This window comes from Comamonas flocculans (assembly GCF_007954405.1).
In the GTDB taxonomy this organism is placed as follows: Bacteria; Pseudomonadota; Gammaproteobacteria; order Burkholderiales; family Burkholderiaceae_C; genus Comamonas_C; species Comamonas_C flocculans.
Map to the genome: position 1 here is coordinate 1,358,169 of NZ_CP042344.1, position 18,781 is coordinate 1,376,949.

An 18,781-nucleotide genomic window follows, 5' to 3' on the forward strand; every position below is an offset into this window, starting at 1 on the left:
CATTTCTCCTGGAGCCATTGAAAACTATTTGCGCCTGAGCGCCGCCTGCACCGTCGCGGCGACGTTCTCGGCGGTGAAGCCGAAGTGCGGCAACAGCACCTTGGCCGGGGCCGATTCGCCGAAGCGGTCAATGCCGACCACCGCCGCGCAGCCGTACTTCCACCAACCCTCGCTCACGCCCATCTCTACCGCGATGCGCGGCAGCCCTTCGGGCAGCACCAGCTTCTTGTACTTGAGGCTTTCACGATCAAAAGTCGTGGTACTCGGCATGGATACGACGCGAACAGCTATCTTTTTTTCCGCCAACAGCTTTTGCGCCGCCAGCGCCAGGGACACCTCGGAGCCGGTGGCGATGATCACCGCCTGCGCGGGCTTCTTCAGGCCCAGATCCTGCGGCTCGGCCAGGACGTAGGCGCCGCGCGAGATGTCGCCCACCGCCTTCTTGGGCAGATAGGGCAGGTTCTGGCGGCTGAGCAAAAGCGCCGTGGGGCGGCCGGCATTGGTCAGCGCCACGCTCCAGGCCACCGCCGTCTCGGCCGTGTCGGCCGGGCGCCAGACGTCCAGCCCGGGAATCAGGCGCAAGCTGGCCGCATGCTCGACCGCCTGGTGGGTCGGGCCGTCCTCGCCCAGGCCGATGGAATCGTGGGTGAAGACGTGCACCACGCGCTGGCGCATCAGCGCCGCCATGCGCAGCGCATTGCGGCTGTAGTCGCTGAACGTGAGGAAGGTGCCGCCATAGGGGATGAAGCCCCCATGCAGCGCAATGCCGTTCATGATGGCGGCCATGCCGAACTCGCGCACGCCGTAGTTGATGTGGCGCCCGCCGCGGCCCTCGGCGTCGCGCACCACCGCGCCCGCCTTGTCAAAGCGCAGCTGCGGCGTGCTGGCGGTATGCGTGAGGTTGGAGCCGGTGAGGTCGGCGCTGCCGCCCAGCAGCTCGGGGATCTTCGCGGTGAAGGCCTCCAGCGTGATCTGGCTGGCCTTGCGGCTGGCCACGGTCTCGGCCTTGGCGTGCGCCTCGACCACCGCGTCGACGGCGGTCTGGGCAAAGCTTTTGGGCAGTTCGCCCGCCATGCGGCGGGTGAATTCGGCCGCCAGTTCCGGCCAGGCCCTGACATAGGCGGCAAAGCGCTTGTTCCAGGCAGCCTGGGCCCTGGCGCCGGCGCGCCGGGCGTCCCAGTCGGCGTAGACGCGCCTGGGGATTTCAAACGGCGCGTACTTCCAGCCCAGCGCCGCGCGCGTGAGCGCGATCTCGTCGCTGCCCAGCGGCTCGCCGTGCGCCTTGGCGGTATTGGCACGGTTGGGACTGCCCTTGCCGATGTGCGTCTTGCAGATGACGAGCGTGGGCCGGTCGGTTTCCTCGCGCGCCTGGGCGATGGCGGCCGAGACCACCTCGGGGTTGTGCCCGTCGACCGGGCCGATCACGTTCCACTGGTAGGCATTGAAGCGCTGGGCCACGTCGTCCACGTACCAGGGGCTGACCTGGCCGTCGATGCTGATGCCGTTGTCGTCGTACAGCGCGATCAGCTTGTTGAGCTTCCACGCGCCGGCGAGCGCGCAGGCCTCGTGACTGATGCCCTCCATGAGGCAGCCGTCGCCCAGGAATACATAGGTGTGGTGGTCGACGACGGCATGGCCTTCACGGTTGAATTCGGCGGCCAGCAGCTTTTCCGCCAGCGCCATGCCGACCGCGTTGGCCAGGCCCTGGCCCAGCGGCCCGGTGGTGGTTTCCACACCCGGCGTCACGCCCACTTCGGGATGGCCGGCGGTCTTGCTGTGCAACTGCCGGAAATTCTTGAGCTCCTCGATCGGCAGCTCGTAGCCCGTCAGGTGCAAGAGCGCATACAGCAGCATGGAGCCGTGCCCGTTGGAGAGCACGAAGCGGTCGCGGTTGGCCCAGTGCGGGTCGGCCGGGTTGTGGCGCAGGTGCCGGCCCCACAATGCCACCGCCATGTCCGCCATGCCCATGGGCGCGCCGGGGTGGCCCGAGTTGGCGAGTTGAACGGCATCCATCGCGAGCGCGCGTATCGCGTTCGCCATCAGCTGGGCATTGGCCATGGAGAAAACAAGCGCAAGACTGCGCGCAATTGAGGTAAACCCGGCATTTTACTGGCGCGGCCAAAGCGCCCACAGGCGAAGGTTCTGCTTGAGCCGGCCCGCCAGCTCGCCCGCGGCCTCGCCCGAGCCGGCGAAGTAGTCGGCCCGCACCGCACCGACGATGGCGCTGCCGGTGTCCTGCGCCATCACCAGGCGCGCCAGGTGGGCGCTCGGCCCGTCGCTCGCCAGCCATACCGGCGTGCCGTAGGGGATGCTGCTGCGATCGACCGCGATCGAGCGCCCCGGCGTGAGCGGCACGCCCTGCGCGCCGCGCGGGCCGGCGTCGGCCGCGAGCGCATCGAGCGGTTCCTCGCGAAAGAAGACGTAGCGCGGGTTGGCCCAGAGCATCTCCTGCACGCGATCCGGGTTGGCCTGTGCCCAGGCGCTGATGCCCGGCCAGGTGGCGTCGCGCACCAGGCCGCGCTCCAGCAGCCATTTGCCCACGCTCTGGTAGGGCTGGTTGTTGGTGCCGGCAAAGGCCACGCGCACCAGCCGCGTGCTGCCGTCGGCCTCCTGCACGCGCAGGCGCCCCGTGCCCTGGATGTGCAGCACCAGCGCCTCGATGGGGTCGCGCACCCAGGCAATCACGCGGGCGGCCAGCTGGGCCTGCACCTCGGGACGGGTCTCGATCTGTTCGCGGGTGTACCAGGGCTGCCTGGCCGGCAGGCCCGGCGGCGGCGCGTACAGCGGCACCTCGTAGCCGTCCCCACGCACGCGTGCGGCCTGCAGCTCGGGTTCGAAGTAGCTCGTGAGCAGGCCGTTGGCGTTGCCGTCGGCCGACTCGATGCGGTAGGGGCGCAGGCGCTCCTGCATCCAGGCGCGCTGCTCTTCCTCGCTGGCGATCGACAGGCGACGGGCTTCGGGACACAGCGGCGCAAACGCCGGCGCCGGGCGCTCGCAGTTGCGCAGCCAGGCTTCCCAGGCCTCGTGCAGCGCATCGTCCTGCCAGCCGGGCAGCTCCTCCCAGGCCACCGGCACCCAATGGCTGCGGTACTGGCTCAGGGTGCCGGGCACGGCCAGCGGCCCACCCAGGGGGCCGAGCCGCACCGGTGCGGGCTCCTGCGCCGCGGGCGCGCCGGGAGCCGGCGCGGGCGCGCGGCTGGCACAAGCGGCCAGGACTCCTACAATGAAGGCGACGATGACTTGACGCATTAAGCTGGGCAACATGCTGCTGATTTTCCTTGAAGCCATGCTGGCACTGGCGCTGTTCCTGGGTCTGATCTGGTGGACCATGTTTTCCGGGCGCAAGCGCGGCGAGCTGCGCACCAGGGACGACGGCAGCCCCGACGCCCCATCGCCACCAGAAGAGGACACGTAACAGGAAAGGAAGCTGATCATGCGACATCAACCCATTCTTTGCGCCGTCGCGGCGGCGGCCATGCTCGCCGGCTGCGCCAACATGACCGACACCCAGCGCCACACCGCCACCGGCGCCGGCATCGGGGCGCTGGGCGGAGCCGCGCTGGGCGCGGTCACCGGCGGCTCGGTGGGTACGGGAGCGGTCATAGGCGCGGGCGTGGGCGCACTGGGCGGCTACATCTGGTCGCAGCACATGGAAGAGCAAAAACGCGACATGCAGATGGCCACCCAGGGCACGGGCGTGGCAGTGACGCAGACGGCGGACAACCGCCTGAAGCTGGACATTCCGAGCGACATCTCGTTTGCCACCGGCCGCTCCGACATCCAGCCCAACTTCCGCCCGGTCCTGGAACGCCTCGCGCGCAGCCTGCGGGCCAACCCCGGCACCGAGGTGCTGATCATCGGCCACACCGACTCCACCGGCTCGGACGCGATCAACGACCCGCTGTCGCTGCAGCGCGCCACCAGCACGCGCAACTTCCTGGCCGACCGCGGCGTCAATCCCATGCGCGTGCAGGTGGACGGCCGCGGCTCCTATGAACCCATCGCCAGCAACGACAGCGCCGAAGGCCGCGCGCGCAACCGCCGCGTGGAGATCTACGTCGGCGAACGCCAGCGGGGCTGATTACCTGATCACAGCACCCGGTGGCGCAGCGCCGGCAGCTGGCCGCGCACCTGCGCCAGGCGCGCGGCATCCAGCTCGGCGATGACCACGGCCGGCCCTTCGGCCTGCTGCGCCAGCACCTCGCCCCAGGGGTCCGCCACCATGCTCTGGCCCCAGGTGCGCCGGCCGTTTTCATGCTGCCCGCCCTGTGCCGCGGCCAGCACGTAGGCCTGGTTTTCGATGGCCCGCGCGCGCAGCAGCAACTCCCAGTGGGCCCGGCCCGTGGTCCAGGTGAAGGCGCTGGGCACGAGCAGCAGATCGCAGCCGGCGGCGGCATGGGCGCGGTAGAGCTCGGGAAAGCGCAGGTCGTAGCAGACGGACAGGCCCACGCGCCAGCGGCTGGCGTCGCGCGCGGTGAGCACAAACTGCACCGGCTCGCTGCCCCGGGCGATGGTGCGCGCCTCGTCGAACTGCTCGGCCGCGCGGTCGAGCACGAACAGGTGGATCTTGTCGTAGCGCGCCACCTGCCGCCCCTGCGGGTCGAACACCAGCGAGCTGTTGCGCACCCGCGCCGGCTCGCTGCAGCGCAGTGCCAGCGTGCCACCCACCAGCCATACGCCATACTCGCGCGCGGTCTGCGCAAGCCAGCGCTGTATCGGCCCGGCGCCCGGCGCTTCGGCCAATGCCAGCTTGTCGGTGTCGCGCAGGCCCATGGCGGCGAAGTACTCGGGCAGCACCAGCAACTCGGCGCCGGCGCGCACGGCCTGCTCGACCAAGGGGCGGGCCTGGGCGAAATTGGCTTCGGGGGCAATGCCCGAAACCATCTGCAGGGCTGCGACCTTCACGGCTGTTCCTCCTTGTTCGTTGCGGCGCCGTCCGCACCCGAGCGTAGCGCACGGACCTGCGGCTCGCTCCAGGTGCCCTCGATCTGAAATTCGCGCGTGGCGGCCTTCACCAGCCGGTCGCCCAGCACGAACTGCGCAAGGAAACTGCCCAGCCCCACCACCGGGTTGATGGCCGTGGCCACGAGCGAGGCCGTGAGGGTGTTGAGCTCGGGCACCACCACGACGTGCAGGTCCTGCGTCTCATGCGCGATGTCGGCCGTGCCCTCCATCAGGACGGCGGCGTTCACCCCTTTCATCTGCAGGTTGTTGGTGCGCGCCACGCCCTCTTCGATCTGCAGGTCGGCACGCACGAAGTCGAAGGAAAAACCGGCGCTGAAGACGTCGCGAAAGTCCAGCGAGAACCGCCGTGGCAGCGCCTGCAGGCTGAGCACGCCGAGCAGCTTGGACAGGCCCGGGTCGGCCTTGAGGAACTGGCCGGACTGCATGTCCAGCTTCATCGCGCCGGTCATGCTCGGGTAGTCGGGCGCCACCGGCGAGCCGAGCCAGCCTATGCGCCCCTGCAGCTCGCCCGCGCCGCGGCGCAACACGCCGGGCATGCCCAGGCGCGCGAGCAGCTCGCCCGAATCGCGCACCCTGAGCTCGAACTTGAGCACCGTACGCCGGCGCGCGTCGGGCCCGGCGTGGCCCAGCAGCGCCCAGTTGCCGCTGGAGCTGAAGCTGGCTTCGGGCATCTCCAGATTCAGCCGCGACAGACGCCATTCGCGCTGCCCGTCCTCGGTGTTGCGGTTGACCGCCTGCAGATCGAGCTGCCCCAGATGGTGTCCGTGCAGCTCGAAGTCCTGCACCTGTACGTCGAGCGCCGGCAGCTCGCCCGCCTCGGCATCGAGCAGCCGGTCCATCTGCGCCTGCTCGGCCCGGGGCCAGGACAGGCGCGCGAGGCGCGCCCGCACCAGGCCCTGCGGCTGCGCGGCGTCGGGCGCGTGGTAGGCGAGCTGGCCTTGCAGCTCGCGCGCTACGAGATCGGCGCTCCAGCTTTCGCCGCGCGCGCGCGCATGGGCGCTGACCTCATGCAGCTGGCGCTGGCGCACGGTGAGCGTGCCCACCTGCAGGTCGAGGGTGTCGGGTTGCCAGGGCGAGCGCGGCGGCCGCGGGCCCGCAGCGGGCGCCTCCAGCGCCTCCCAGGCGTCCAGGTCCAGCGCGTCGAGCCTGACCACGGCCTGCACGCCGCTGGCACCCGCCACCGCCCTGCCTTCGCCCAGCACCACCTGGCCGGCCAGCACCTGCGGCGCCTGGCCGGGCGCGCCTGGTTTTTGCAGATAGCTGAGCGAGAGCACCGCGCCGGCGTCGAGCTGCAGGTGCTCGCGCAGTTCGCCGCCCGCGTTACTCACCCTGTTCTGATAGCGCAGTGCCCGCGTCTGCTCTGCCGTCTTGCCCAGCGGTGCCGGCAGATCGAGCGCCATGCCGCGCAGGTCCGAGACCAGCAGCAGCTCGGGCAGGCCATGGTGCATGCCCAGCGTCAGCGTGTAGTCGGTGCTGCCCTGCATGCGCGCCGCCAGCCGGGCCGTCAGCCCGCCCTCCCCGGCCGCCGCCTGCAGGCCGGCGCTGCTGGCACTGCCGCTGGCCTGCAGCTGCAGCAGCGGCGCGCCGCCGTCGGGCGGCGGCTGCAGGCCGCCGGCAAGGCGCAATGCGCCGCCAAGCGCCTGGCCGCGCACCTGTTCGAGCGTGAAGCCGCGCTCGGAAAAAACCACCGCGCCGTGCAACTGGGTGAGCAGCGGCGCGCCGGGCGCCGGGCGCAGCTCATTGCCCGCCAGTTCGATGCGGCCTTCGACCCGGCTGCGCTGCAGCGCGGCAATCGGCAGGCGCAGTTGCAACTGCAAGGCGGCTTCGCCGCGCGCCTGCATCTGATCGAGCGCGCCTTCGGTCAGGTCGGCCACCTGCGAGCCGCGCACGAAGGCCAGCATCTCGGCCAGCGGCCCCTGCACTTCACCCTGCACCTGCAGCTGCGGGCTCTCCAGATCGGGGATGCGCGCATTGACCTGCAGCACCTTCAGGCGCGGGCGGCCCAGCACCTGGCCGGCGGCACCATCGACGCGCATGCTGGCGCGGTCGAACACCAGCATGCCCGACAGACCGCTGAGCGCGGGCCAGGGCTTGTCGCCCGGCGCCTGCAGGGCACGCGGCACATACACCAGCGTGGCATTCCTGATCCGTGCGGCGATGTGGAATTCCCCCACTTCGCCATTGGCGAAGGGCAGGTCGGCAAGATCGCCGCGCACCCGGAAGTTCACCTCCTTGCTGGCGCCCGCCGTGATCGCGTCGCGCACGTAGTGGCGGGCCTCGGCGTCCACCGCCAGCGGCAGGTAGCGGTGCACGCGCGTACCGTCGGCGCGTACCAGCGTGCCCGACAGGTCGAGCACGCCGGGCAGGCGCGACTGCGCGCCCTCGCCGGTGCGCCAATGCAGCCGCGCGCGGCCCTCGGCATCGGCGTTGGCAAAGCGCAGGTTCTCGCTGTCCACGCGGATCCTGTCACCATCGATCTGCCAGCGCACCCCGGCCTGCAGGCTCTGCACCGGCACGCAGGGGTCTTCAAACACCCCGGGCAGCAGCAGCTGGCCGTCGCGAATGCTCAGTTCGGCGCTGCCACCGGCTTCGGTCAGCTCGAAGCTGCCGCTGGCGCCGCGCAACCCGAAGACCTCGGGCGCACAACCGCCGGCCGCGTCCCGCCCCAGTGCCAGGCCCGAGGCGCGGCCGCGCACCGCGTAGGCCGAAACCGCGTCGTCCTCGCCCCGCCACTGCGCATGCAAGTCATGAATGCGACCTTCGGGGCCGTATTGCGCGAGCGCCTCGCGCAGCGACGCGTCCAGCGGCAGGCGCTCGGCGATGCGCGCCAGCAGCGCCAGATCGAGCACTTCGGCCTGCAGGCGCTGCTGGCGTTGCGCCCCCTGGCCCTGCACACGCCAGGACAGCGCCTTGCTCTGCCAGGCGAGGCCGTCGCCGGTGCGCACGCGCAGGTTCTCGGCGCCGAGCTGCAAGCCGTCGTCCAGCGGCTCGGCCACCGCGCGCAGCGTCAGCTCCTGCAGCGCCAGAGGCTGCAGGGCGCGGGCCCATTGCACTTGCGCACGGCGCAACGCCAGGTCGGTCACGACGCGGGCCACGCGCCCCTGCTGCACGTCGGCCCAGGCGCGCAGCGCGCCACGCCCGTCCTGGACCTGCACGCCCTGCAGGTCGAGATAGGGCGCCAGGCGCACCAGATCCACCTCGGGCAGCTCGGCATACCACTGACCGCTCCAGCCTGTCCAGGCCTTGCCCAATGGGCCCCACAGCGGCTCCTGCAGGCGCGCGCGCAGCGAAAACCGCGCACCCCAGTGCTCAGGCGGCGTCGCGTCCAGGCGCAGCACATGGCGCCAGGCACCGCCACGCAGCACGAGGTCCACGTCGCTGAGCTGCACCGCGGGCAAAGCGCGTTGCTCGTCCAGCCACTCGAGCCTGCCACCGCGCACCACCACCTCGGTCTGCGACAGCAGCCAGTCCAGCACCGAGCCGTCGTCCGAGCCCTGGGTAAGCGGCAGGCCCGCGACGAACACCCGGCCCTGCGCATCGCGGCGCAGCTGCAGTGCGGGCGCCTCCACGTACAGCTGGCTCAGGCCCAGACGCAGCAGCGAGCGCGGCGACAGCGCAATGAGCACGCGCGGCAGCTGCAGCGCCTGACGGCCCCCGGCGTCGAGCAGCTGCACGCCCTGCAACTCCAGCGTGGGCAACACGCCGTTGCTGTGCGCGCGCAGCGCCTGCACCCTGACCGGCAAACCCAGCGCCTTCTGGGCTTGTTGCTGCAGCAGCGGACGCCAATCATCGATACGCGGCACAATCCACCAATGCAACGTCGCCCATGCCAGCGCGAGCAACAGCCAGAACGCCAGCAAAATTCCCAGGGCCCATCGTGCCGTGCTCGCCAGATATCTCAGCCAACGGGGAGAATGTGTGGGCACGCCTCGGTCATGACATCGGATTGCAGTGTCAGGAATTATGACCCGCACCAGTGAATCCGAAGAGGCGCTTGCGCGCTGGCACGGGGGCGCCTGAACATGGGCCCCTCGCCACAGACCACGGTCCGCGCCGCTGGTCTTGCCGCCCATTCGCGTCTGTACCAGCGCCTGCACCGGCGCTATGCCGACGTCTGGACGCTGCTGGCGCCCGGTCTGCCCGAACGCGCCACCATGGCCGCCTGCTGCGACGCACTGCAAGCGCGGGGGCAGGACCTGGCGGGCGCGCTGCGCATCCTGCGTCAACTGGTGGTCGAGCGGCTGATGGTGCTCGACTGCGAACGCCAGGCTCCGCTGGAGGACATCTGCACCGCCCTGACCACGCTGGCCGAGCTGGCGCTGGACCGTGCCTGCCTGCAGGTACGCCAGCAGCTGGACGCGGCGCACGGTGCGCCGCTGGGCGCCGATGGCCAGGTGGCCCAGCTCTGGGTGGTGGGCATGGGCAAGCTCGGCGCGCGCGAGCTCAATGTCTCCAGCGACATCGACCTGATCTGCATCTACGAAAGCGACGGGGAAACCACCGGGCTGGCGGACGGGCGCGGGCGCATCTCCAACCATGAATACTTCGTGCAGGCGGTGCGGCGCATCAGCGCCCTCGTCGGCGAGCAGACGCAGGACGGATTCGTCTTTCGCGTGGATCTGGCGCTGCGCCCGCACGGCAACTCAGGGCCACTGGCGATGTCGCTCGCGGCACTGCAGGACTACCTGCGCCTGCAGGGGCGCGAATGGGAGCGTTTCGCCTGGCTCAAGAGTCGGGTGGTTGCGCCCACGGCCTGCATCGCCTCGCCCAACGTGCAGGCGCTGCGCCAGGTGGTGCTGCCCTTCGTGTTCCGCCGCTACCTGGACTATGCGGTGTTCGATGCGCTGCGCGTGCTGCACCGCCAGATCCGCCAGGAAGCGCAGCGCCGCTGCGCCGGCCACCCCGAGCGGGCCAACGACGTCAAGCTCTCGCGCGGGGGCATACGCGAGATCGAATTCACCGTGCAGCTGGTGCAGGTGGTGCGCGGCGGGCAGTTCCCCGAGCTGCGCTGCCGCCCCACGCTGGAGGCGCTGCAGCGCCTGGCGCGCGCCGGCCTGATGCCGCAGGAAAGCAGCGAGGCGCTGGCTCAGGCCTACGTCTTCCTGCGCCAGGTCGAGCACCGCATCCAGTACCTGGACGACCAGCAGACCCATGTGCTGCCCACGCAGGACCGCGACCTGGCCTGGATCGCGCAGACCATGGGCATGGACAGCTGCGAGTTCCTGCGCGAGCTCGACGCCCACCGCGAGCGCGTGGCGCACGAGTTCGACGCGCTGCTGGGCGGACCGCAGAAGAAGACCTGCTCAGGCCCCGGCTGCCGCCAGCGCGAAGAGCCCCCGGCCGACTGGAACGCGGTGATCGAAGCCCAGCCGGCCACCGTGGGACGGCGCATGCAGGACTGGCACCAGCAGCCGCGGGTGCGCCAGCTCAGCGACAAATCGACCGAACGGCTGATGCGCATCCTGCGCCAGGCCGGCCAATGGCTGGCCGAGGGCGGCGCCACCGAAGAGGGGGCGCTGCGTCTGCTGGACTGGTTGGAGCAGCTGCTGCGCCGCGAAAGCTACCTGGCGCTGCTGGTCGAGCGCCCGCTCGTGCTGCGCCGCCTGCTCACGCTGCTGGGGGCGGCGCGCTGGCCCGCGCGCTACCTGCAGCAGCACCCCGGCGTGATCGACGAGCTGGCCAGCGAGGCGCTGTTCGTCGAGCGCTTCGATGCCCGCGCCTTCACGCGCGAGCTGCAGGAGCGCCACGCCTCCTTGCGCTCCACCGGCGAGGACGATGAGGAAAGCCTGCTGAACCTGCTGCGCCGCGCGCACCACGCCGAGGTGTTTCGCACCCTGGCGCGCGACGTGGACGCCCGCCTGACGGTGGAGGAGGTGGCCGACGACCTGTCGCTGCTGGCCGACAGCGTGCTGGCGCTGGCGACCCAGTGGTGCTGGGAGCACTTCAAGGGCCGCCACCGCGAGGTGCCGCAACTGTCCATCATCGGCTACGGCAAGCTCGGCGGCAAGGAACTCGGCTACGGCAGCGACCTGGACCTGGTCTTCGCCTACGACGACGCTGACGACAATGCCGCCGAGATCTACCCCGCCTTCGTGCGCAAGCTGCTGTCCTGGCTGACGGTGAAGACCGGCGAGGGCGACCTGTTCGAGATCGACACCCAGCTGCGCCCCAATGGCAATTCCGGCCTGCTCGTCACCTCCTTCGAGGCCTACGCGGCCTACCAGCAGCAGCGCGGCAGCAACACCGCCTGGACCTGGGAGCACCAGGCGATGACGCGCGCGCGCTGCGTGCTCGGCTCGCCCCTGCTGCGCCAGCGCTTCGACGCCATCCGCGAGGCGGTGATCACCGCGCCGCGCGACCTGGTGCGGCTGGCCAGCGAGATCATCGCCATGCGCGAGCGCCTGCACGGCGCGCACCGCGCCAGTCCCGCGCTGTTTGACGTCAAGCACAGCCGCGGCGGCATGGTGGACGTGGAGTTCGCGGTGCAATACCTGGTGCTCGCGCATTCGGGCGCGCACCCCGAGCTGCGCGAGAACAAGGGCAACATCGGCCTGCTCGAACGTGCCGAGCAGGCCGGCCTGCTGCCCGCGGGCGTGGGCCACGCGGCGGCCAATGCCTACCGCCAGCTGCGCCAGATGCAGCACCGTGCGCGCCTGAACGAGGAAGCCACGCGCGTCGCGCCCGATCGGCTGGCGATGGAGCGCCACACCGTGCTGGCGCTCTGGGATGCCACCTTTGCTGCGGTGCAGCATCAGCCACTCTAGAATCAGCCCGACCCCGCCCGCCGCGCGCGCCCACCGCGCCGGCAGCCCCTTGCCCGCACGCCCATGATCGACCTGAGGGACATCACGCTGAACTACCCCGGCCCGCAAGGGCCCGTCACCGCCCTCGCCGGCATCACGCTGCGCGTGGCGCCGCGCGAGATCTTCGGCATCATCGGCCGCTCGGGCGCGGGCAAGAGCTCGCTGGTGCGCGTGATCAACTTGCTCAACCGCCCCTGCAGCGGCCAGGTGCTGGTGGACGGGCGCGACATGACGCGCCTGAGCGAGGCCGAGCTGCGCGCGGCGCGGCGCGACATCGGCATGGTGTTCCAGCACTTCAACCTGCTGTCTTCGCGCACGGTGTATGGCAACGTGGCCTTGCCGCTGGAGCTTTCGGGCATGGACAAGGCGGCGATCCGCGCGCGCGTGCAGCCGCTGCTCGAGCTGGTCGGTCTGGCCGAGCTGGCCGAGCGCTACCCGGCGCAGATTTCAGGTGGGCAGAAGCAGCGCGTGGGCATAGCGCGTGCGCTGGCCAGCCAGCCCAAGGTCTTGCTGAGCGACGAGGCGACCAGCGCGCTGGACCCGGAGACCACGCGCTCCATCCTCGACCTGCTGCGCCGCGTGAACCGCGAGCTGGGCGTGACCGTGGTCCTGATCACGCACCAGATGCAGGTGATCAAGCAGATTGCCGAGCGCGTGGCGGTGATCGACGCCGGACAAATTGCCGAGATGGGCAGCGTGCTGCAGCTCTTCACCCACCCGCGCGAGGCGATCACGCGCAGCCTGATCGACGAGATCGTGCCGCAGACCCTGCCCGAAACGGTGCTGGCGCGCGTGCATGCACTCAGCCAGAACCTGCCCGCGGGGCAGACGGGCAAGCTGCTGCGCCTGTCCTACGCGGGCGAGCAGGCCTACGAGCCCATCCTGGCGCACCTGATCCGCGAGCTGGGGCTGGACGTGTCCATCCTGCACGGGCAGATCGACGAGATCCAGGAGCAGGCCTTCGGCTCGCTGGCGCTGTACGTGAGCGGGGCGGCGACCGACCTGGCGCGGGCCGGCGACTTTCTGCACGCGCGCGGCGTGCTGGCCCATGTGGATGCGGTGCAGGCCGGGGAGGCAGCGCATGTTTGAGAATTTTTCGCCCATGATGCTGGCGCTGTTCGGCACCTCGCTGTGGGAGACCATCGTGATGGTCGGCATCTCCGGCGGCATAGGCGGGCTGATCGGCATTCCGCTGGGCGTGTTCCTGCGCCTGACCGATCAGGGCGGCGTGCTGGCGCACCGCCCGGCCAACGCGCTGGTGGGCGCCCTGGTGAACGCGGTGCGCTCCACGCCCTTCATCATCCTGCTGGTGGCCATCATCCCGTTCACGCGGCTGGTCACCGGCACCTCGATAGGCACCTGGGCCGCCATCGTGCCGATGACGCTGGCGGCCGCGCCCTTCATCGCGCGGCTGGTGGAAACCGCGCTGCGCGAGGTGGACAACGGCCTGATCGAGGCCGCGCAGTCCATGGGTGCAAGCACCTGGCAGATCGTCTGGAAGGTGCTGCTGCCCGAGGCGCTGCCCGGCATCGTGGCCGGCCTGACCATCAGCTTCGTGAGCCTGACGGGCTATTCGGCCATGGCCGGTGCGGTGGGCGGCGGGGGGCTGGGCGACCTGGGAATACGCTACGGCTACCAGCGCTTTCTGCCGGACGTGATGCTGGCGGTGGTGCTGATTCTCATCGTCTTCGTGCAGGCCATACAGAGTTTTGGCGACTGGGCCGTGCGCCGCCTGTCGCACCGTTGAGCGGGCACATGCGCGGCGGTTATGAGGTCATGGCGAAAGATTCTTTTTGCAACGCAGCATGAACCGCTAGCATCGTGTGTTTGATTGTTTCCAAGGTGCCCACCATGCATTCCAAACGTTCCTTCCTGCAGACCGCGCTGGCACTGGCCGGCGCCCTGGCCTTGGGACAGCCCGCGCTGGCCCAGGACAAGCCGATCAAGATCGGCGTGACGGCCGGTCCGCACGCCCAGATCATGGAGCAGGTCAAGAAGGTGGCCGCCCGCAACGGCCTGGCGATCGAGATCGTGGAGTTCAGCGACTACGTGCAGCCCAATGCCGCGCTGGCCTCGGGCGACCTGGCGGCCAACAGCTACCAGCACAAACCCTACCTGGACGCGCAGATCAAGGACCGTGGCTACAAGTTCGCGGTGGCCGCGGACACCGTGACCTTCCCGATCGGGCTGTACTCCAAAAAGATCAAGCAGCTGGGCGAACTCAAGGAAGGCGCGCGCTTCGGCATCCCCAACGACCCGACCAACGGCGGGCGCGTGCTCTTGCTGCTGCAGGCCCAGGGGCTGATCAAGCTCAAGGACGGCGCGGGCCTGAAGGCCACGCCGCTGGACGTGGTGGAAAACACCAAAAAACTCAAGTTCGTCGAACTGGACGCGGCGCAGCTGCCGCGCTCACTCGACGACCTGGACGCCTCGGCCATCAACACCAACTTCGCCATCTCCGCCGGGCTCGATCCCAAGCGCGACGCCATCGCCATGGAGGCGCCCAACGGCCCCTACGTGAACATTCTGGTGGTGCGCGAGGCCGACAAGAACCAGCCCTGGGTGGCGCAGCTCGTCAAGAGCTACCACAACGACGAGATCCGCCAGTTCATCGACACCCAGTTCAAGGGTTCGATCATCGCCGGCTGGTAAGCCCGGCGCGCGCGGCGCCATCGCCGCGCGCACGGTGGCGCGGCCCGCCGGCCCGGCATGCGGCTTGCATGCGACACTAACGGTTTTGCATTTTTTGCCGCCCATGCCGCCTTCCCTGTTCCCAGCGATCGCCCTGCTCGCCGCGCTCGGCTGTGGCGCGAGCCTGGCGCAAGACGCTCCCCCGAAGGCGCAGCCGGCGCTGACGGTCACCACCACCACCGCCCAGCGCACCGAGCTGACCACGCATTTTTCCGCCAACGGCAACATCGCCGCCTGGCAGGAGGCGAGCATAGGCGCCGAGATCGGCGGCCTGCGCATCGCCGAGGTGCTGGTCAACGTGGGCGACGTGGTGCGCAAGGGCCAGGTGCTGGCGCGCTTTGCCACCGACCTGGTGCAGGGCGACGTGGCGCAGGCGCGCGCGGCGCTGCAGCAGGCCGAGGCGGCCGTGGCCGAGGCGCGCGCCAATGCCGAGCGCGCCCGCGCGCTGGCCGGCAGCGGCGCGATGAGCCAGCAGCAGATCCAGCAGTACGCCACCGCCGAGCAGAGCGCGCTGGCCAGCGTGGCGTCGGCCAAGGCGCAGCTGGGCACCCAGCAGCTGCGCCTGGCGCACACCGAGGTGCGCGCGCCCGACGCCGGCGTGGTCTCCGCGCGCAGCGCCACCGTGGGCGCAGTGGTGGGCGCGGGCACCGAACTCTTTCGCATGGTGCGCCAGGGCCGCCTGGAGTGGCGCGCCGAAGTCGGCGCCGCCGACCTGGCGCTGCTTTCGCCGGGCGTGCGCGCCCTGGTCGGCACCGCCGGTGGCGGCCAGGTGCAGGGCAAGGTGCGCATGCTCGGGCCGACGGTGGACGTGAACACGCGCAACGCCCTGGTCTACGTGGATCTGCCGGCAGACCCGCGGCTGCGCGCCGGCATGTACGCCAGCGGCCGCTTCGTGCTGGGCGACAGGCAGGCGCTGACCGTGCCGCTGTCGGCGGTGGTGGTGCGCGACGGCTTTCCCAGCGTGTTCGAGCTGCAGGGCAGCGACCACGTGATCCTGCGGCGCGTGCACACCGGCCAGCGCACGGGTGAGCGCATCGAGGTGACCGAGGGCCTGGCCGAAGGCGCGCACATCGTGCAGCGCGGCGGCACCTTCCTGAACGACGGCGACCTGGTACGGGTGGTTCAGGAATCTGAACAAAATCCGGCCCAAACTCCCGCCAGCCAAGCGCCAGCAGCTACGAAAACAAAGTAAGCCATGAACGTCTCTGCCTGGGCCATACGCAACCCCGTGCCGGCGGCCATGCTGTTCGTGCTGCTGACGCTGGCGGGGCTGATGTCCTTTCGCTCCATGAAGGTGCAGAACTTCCCGGACATGGACCTGCCGGTGGTGATCGTCACCGCCGCGCTGCCGGGCGCCGCGCCCGAGCAGCTGGAGAGCAACGTCGCCCAGCGGCTGGAAAACGCCATCGCCACCACCCAGGGGCTCAAGCACATCACCAGCACGCTGACCGACGGCATGGTCACCATCGCCGCCGAATTCGTGCTGGAAAAACCCGGGCAGGAGGCGGTGGACGACGTGCGCACCGCCGTCGCCCGCGTGCGCCCCGACCTGCCGGCGGACGTGCGCGATCCCATCATTGCCAAGTTCGACCTGAACAGCCAGCCCATCCTGGCCTATGCGATCGCCTCCAGCCGCTGGGACGACGAGGCGCTGTCCTGGTTCGTGGACGACACGCTGCAGCGGCGCCTGCTGGCCGTGCCCGGCGTGGGCGCGGTGGCGCGCGTGGGCGGCGTCACGCGCGAGGTGCGCGTGCTGCTCGATCCGCTCCGGCTGCAGGCGCTGGGGGCGACGGCGGCCGACGTCTCGCGCCAGTTGCGCATGGTGCAGCTGGAGAGCGCCGGCGGGCGCGCCGACCTGGGCAGCAACGAGCAGCCCGTGCGCACCCTGGCCACGGTGCGCACCGCCGAGGAGATCGCCGCGCTGCAGATTCCGCTGGCCGGCGGGCGCACGGCGCGCCTGGACCAGCTCGCCAGCGTGCAGGACACCCACGCCGAGCCGCGCGCCGCCGCGCTGCTGGGCCAGGACAAGGTCATCGGTTTCGAGATCTCGCGCAGCAAGGGCGCCAGCGAGGTGGAGGTGGGCGCGGGCGTGCAGCAGGTGCTGCAGCAACTGCAGGCCGACTACCCGCACCTGACGCTCACCAGGACGGTGGACTTCGTGGACATCGCGCAGGAGGAGTACGACAGCTCCATGCGCCTGCTCTACGAGGGCGCACTGCTGGCGGTGGTGGTGGTGTGGCTCTTCTTGCGCTCGTTTCGCGCCACGCTGATCTCGGCGGTGGCGCTGCCGCTGTCCATGATTCCGGCCTTCGTGGGCATGCACTACCTGGGCTTTTCCATCAACATCCTGACCTTGCTGGCGCTGTCGCTCGTCGTCGGCATCCTGGTGGACGACGCCATCGTCGAGGTGGAAAACATCGTGCGCCACCAGGGCATGGGCAAGAGCCCGTATCAGGCGGCCATGGAAGCGGCCGACGAGATTGGCCTGGCGGTGGTCGCCACCACCTTCACGCTGATCGCGGTGTTCCTGCCCACGGCCTTCATGAGCGGCATCCCGGGGCGCTTCTTCAAGCAGTTCGGCTGGACGGCGGCGCTGTCGGTGTTCGCCTCGCTGGTGGTCGCGCGCCTGCTCACGCCCATGATGTGCGCCTACCTGCTCAAGCCGGTCAAGCAGGCGCATGCGGAGCCGCGCTGGCTCAGTGCCTACATGCGCGCCGTGGGCTGGTGCCTGCACCACCGCCTCGCCACGCTGGTGCTGGCGCTGCTGTTCTTCGCCGGTTCGCTGGCGCTGATCCCGCTGCTGCCCTCGGGCTTCATGCCGGCGGACAACAACGCCCAGACCCAGGTGAATCTGGAGCTGCCGCCGGGCACGCTGCTGCCCGAGACCGAGGCGCTGGTGCGCGAGGCCACGCGCCGCGCCATGCAGGTGGGCCACATCGAGACCATCTACAGCACCATAGGCGGGGGCAGCGCCGGCGCCGACCCCGCCACCGGCGCCGGCGCGGCCGACCCGCGCCAGGCCACGCTCACGCTGCGCATGACGCCGCGCGGCGAGCGCCCGACCAAGCAGGTGATGGAAGAGCGCCTGCGCGCGGCCATGGCCGACCTGCCCGGCGCGCGCGTGCGCGTGGGCCTGGGCGGCTCCAACGACAAGTACATGCTCACGCTCTCCAGCGACGATGCGGCCGCGCTGGACCGCAGCGCGCGCGAGGTGGAGCGCGGCATCCGCACCATCGCCGGCATCGGCGGCGTCACCTCCACCGCCAGCCTGGTGCGCCCCGAGATCTACGTGCAGCCCGACTTCGCCCGCGCGGCCGACCTGGGCGTGACCAGCGCCGCGATCGCCGAAACCCTGCGCGTGGCCACCGTCGGCGACTACGAGCAGAACCTGGCCAAGCTCAACGTGGCGCAGCGCCAGGTGCCCATCGTGGTGCGCCTCGACGATGCGGCGCGCGAAGACCTCTCGGTGCTCGAGCGCCTGCAGGTGCCGGGGCAAAAGGGCCCGGTGCGCCTGGGCGAGGTGGCCACGCTCACGCTGTCGGGCGGGCCGGCGGTGATCCGCCGCTACGACCGCGCGCGCAACGTGCGCTTCGAGATCGAGCTGGGCAGCCGCGGCCTGGGCGAGGTGACGCAGGCGGTGCGCCAGCTGCCCGCCATCCAGGCCATGCCGGCCAGCGTGCGGCTGGTGGACGTGGGCGATGCGGAGATGATGACCGAGCTGTTCGGCAGCTTCGGCATCGCCATGCTCACCGGCGTGGTCTGCATCTACATCGTGCTGGTGACGCTGTTCAAGGACTTGCTGCAGCCCTTCACCATCCTGGTGGCGCTGCCGCTGTCGCTGGGCGGGGCCTTCGTCGCGCTGCTGCTGGCGCACCAGAGCTTTTCCATGCCCTCGCTGATCGGCCTGGTGATGCTCATGGGCATTGCCACCAAGAACTCCATCCTGCTGGTGGAATACGCCATCACCGCCCAGCGCGAGCTGGGCATGGGGCGGCTCGCGGCACTGCTGGACGCCTGCCACAAGCGCGCGCGCCCCATCATCATGACCACGCTGGCCATGGGCGCGGGCATGGCGCCGGTGGCGCTGGGCCTGGGCGGGGCGGACATGAGCTTTCGCTCGCCCATGGCGATGGCGGTGATCGGCGGGCTGCTCACCTCCACCGTGCTCAGCCTGCTGGTGGTGCCGGCGGTGTTCACCTACGTGGACGACTTCGAGCACTGGCTGCGCCGCGGCCTGCGGCGCGCGGGCGCGGGGGCGGACACGGACGCGGGTACCACCCCCGCCGCCCCGCGCTGAGCCGCGCGCCACGCCTCGCGCCGGC

12 protein-coding genes are annotated in these 18,781 nt (G+C 70.6%); 8 read left to right on the top strand and 4 right to left on the bottom strand.

What is annotated here, in order from left to right; translation table 11 throughout:
• Nucleotides 1-24 precede the first annotated feature (24 nt).
• Nucleotides 25-2,058, bottom strand: coding sequence for a transketolase (tkt, locus tag FOZ74_RS06605; protein ID WP_146912314.1), 2,034 nt, complete (start codon nt 2,056-2,058; stop codon nt 25-27).
• Nucleotides 2,059-2,106: 48 nt separating this feature from the next.
• Nucleotides 2,107-3,330, bottom strand: coding sequence for a murein transglycosylase A (mltA, locus tag FOZ74_RS06610; protein ID WP_146912315.1), 1,224 nt, complete (start codon nt 3,328-3,330; stop codon nt 2,107-2,109).
• Here mltA and FOZ74_RS16045 point away from each other — a divergent pair.
• Together FOZ74_RS16045 and FOZ74_RS06615 are read left to right on the top strand one after the other, a co-directional pair.
• Nucleotides 3,263-3,415 (top strand): hypothetical protein, encoded by a 153-nt coding sequence (locus FOZ74_RS16045; RefSeq protein ID WP_186764666.1) that lies wholly within the window; start codon nt 3,263-3,265, stop codon nt 3,413-3,415. The two genes, mltA and FOZ74_RS16045, sit on opposite strands and share 68 nt — an antisense overlap.
• 18 nt (nt 3,416-3,433) lie before the next feature.
• A complete protein-coding gene (locus FOZ74_RS06615; protein WP_146912316.1) occupies nt 3,434-4,081 on the top strand; it encodes a YiaD family glycine zipper/OmpA-like lipoprotein in 648 nt (215 codons plus the stop codon).
• A gap of 8 nt (nt 4,082-4,089) precedes the next feature.
• Here FOZ74_RS06615 and FOZ74_RS06620 read toward each other — a convergent pair whose 3' ends face one another.
• The gene (locus FOZ74_RS06620; RefSeq protein WP_146912317.1) at nt 4,090-4,905 is read right to left on the bottom strand and encodes a carbon-nitrogen hydrolase family protein; all 816 of its coding nucleotides are present in this window, start codon (nt 4,903-4,905) and stop codon (nt 4,090-4,092) included.
• A complete protein-coding gene (locus FOZ74_RS06625; RefSeq protein ID WP_489884450.1) occupies nt 4,902-8,939 on the bottom strand; it encodes a YhdP family protein in 4,038 nt (1,345 codons plus the stop codon). Before FOZ74_RS06625 ends, FOZ74_RS06620 begins: the two co-directional genes overlap by 4 nt.
• A gap of 48 nt (nt 8,940-8,987) precedes the next feature.
• Here FOZ74_RS06625 and glnE point away from each other — a divergent pair, with 48 nt between their 5' ends.
• The 6 genes from glnE to FOZ74_RS06655 all read left to right on the top strand — a co-directional run bounded on the left by glnE (nt 8,988) and on the right by FOZ74_RS06655 (nt 18,756).
• Nucleotides 8,988-11,729: a bifunctional [glutamate--ammonia ligase]-adenylyl-L-tyrosine phosphorylase/[glutamate--ammonia-ligase] adenylyltransferase gene (gene glnE / locus FOZ74_RS06630; RefSeq protein ID WP_146912319.1), complete on the top strand. Its 2,742-nt coding sequence runs from the start codon at nt 8,988-8,990 to the stop codon at nt 11,727-11,729.
• A gap of 63 nt (nt 11,730-11,792) precedes the next feature.
• Nucleotides 11,793-12,857 carry a methionine ABC transporter ATP-binding protein gene (locus FOZ74_RS06635; RefSeq protein WP_146912320.1) on the top strand — a complete coding sequence of 355 codons (1,065 nt, stop codon included), beginning with the start codon at nt 11,793-11,795 and terminating at the stop codon, nt 12,855-12,857.
• The gene (locus FOZ74_RS06640) at nt 12,850-13,515 is read left to right on the top strand and encodes a methionine ABC transporter permease (protein WP_146912321.1); all 666 of its coding nucleotides are present in this window, start codon (nt 12,850-12,852) and stop codon (nt 13,513-13,515) included. The genes FOZ74_RS06635 and FOZ74_RS06640 overlap by 8 nt, the downstream gene beginning before the upstream one ends.
• A gap of 104 nt (nt 13,516-13,619) precedes the next feature.
• Nucleotides 13,620-14,420, top strand: coding sequence for a MetQ/NlpA family ABC transporter substrate-binding protein (locus FOZ74_RS06645; protein WP_146912322.1), 801 nt, complete (start codon nt 13,620-13,622; stop codon nt 14,418-14,420).
• 103 nt (nt 14,421-14,523) lie between these two features.
• A complete protein-coding gene (locus tag FOZ74_RS06650) occupies nt 14,524-15,651 on the top strand; it encodes an efflux RND transporter periplasmic adaptor subunit (RefSeq protein ID WP_146912323.1) in 1,128 nt (375 codons plus the stop codon).
• Nucleotides 15,652-15,654: 3 nt separating this feature from the next.
• Nucleotides 15,655-18,756, top strand: a complete 3,102-nt coding sequence (locus FOZ74_RS06655) for an efflux RND transporter permease subunit (RefSeq protein WP_146912324.1) — start codon at nt 15,655-15,657, stop codon at nt 18,754-18,756.
• Nucleotides 18,757-18,781: the final 25 nt, after the last annotated feature.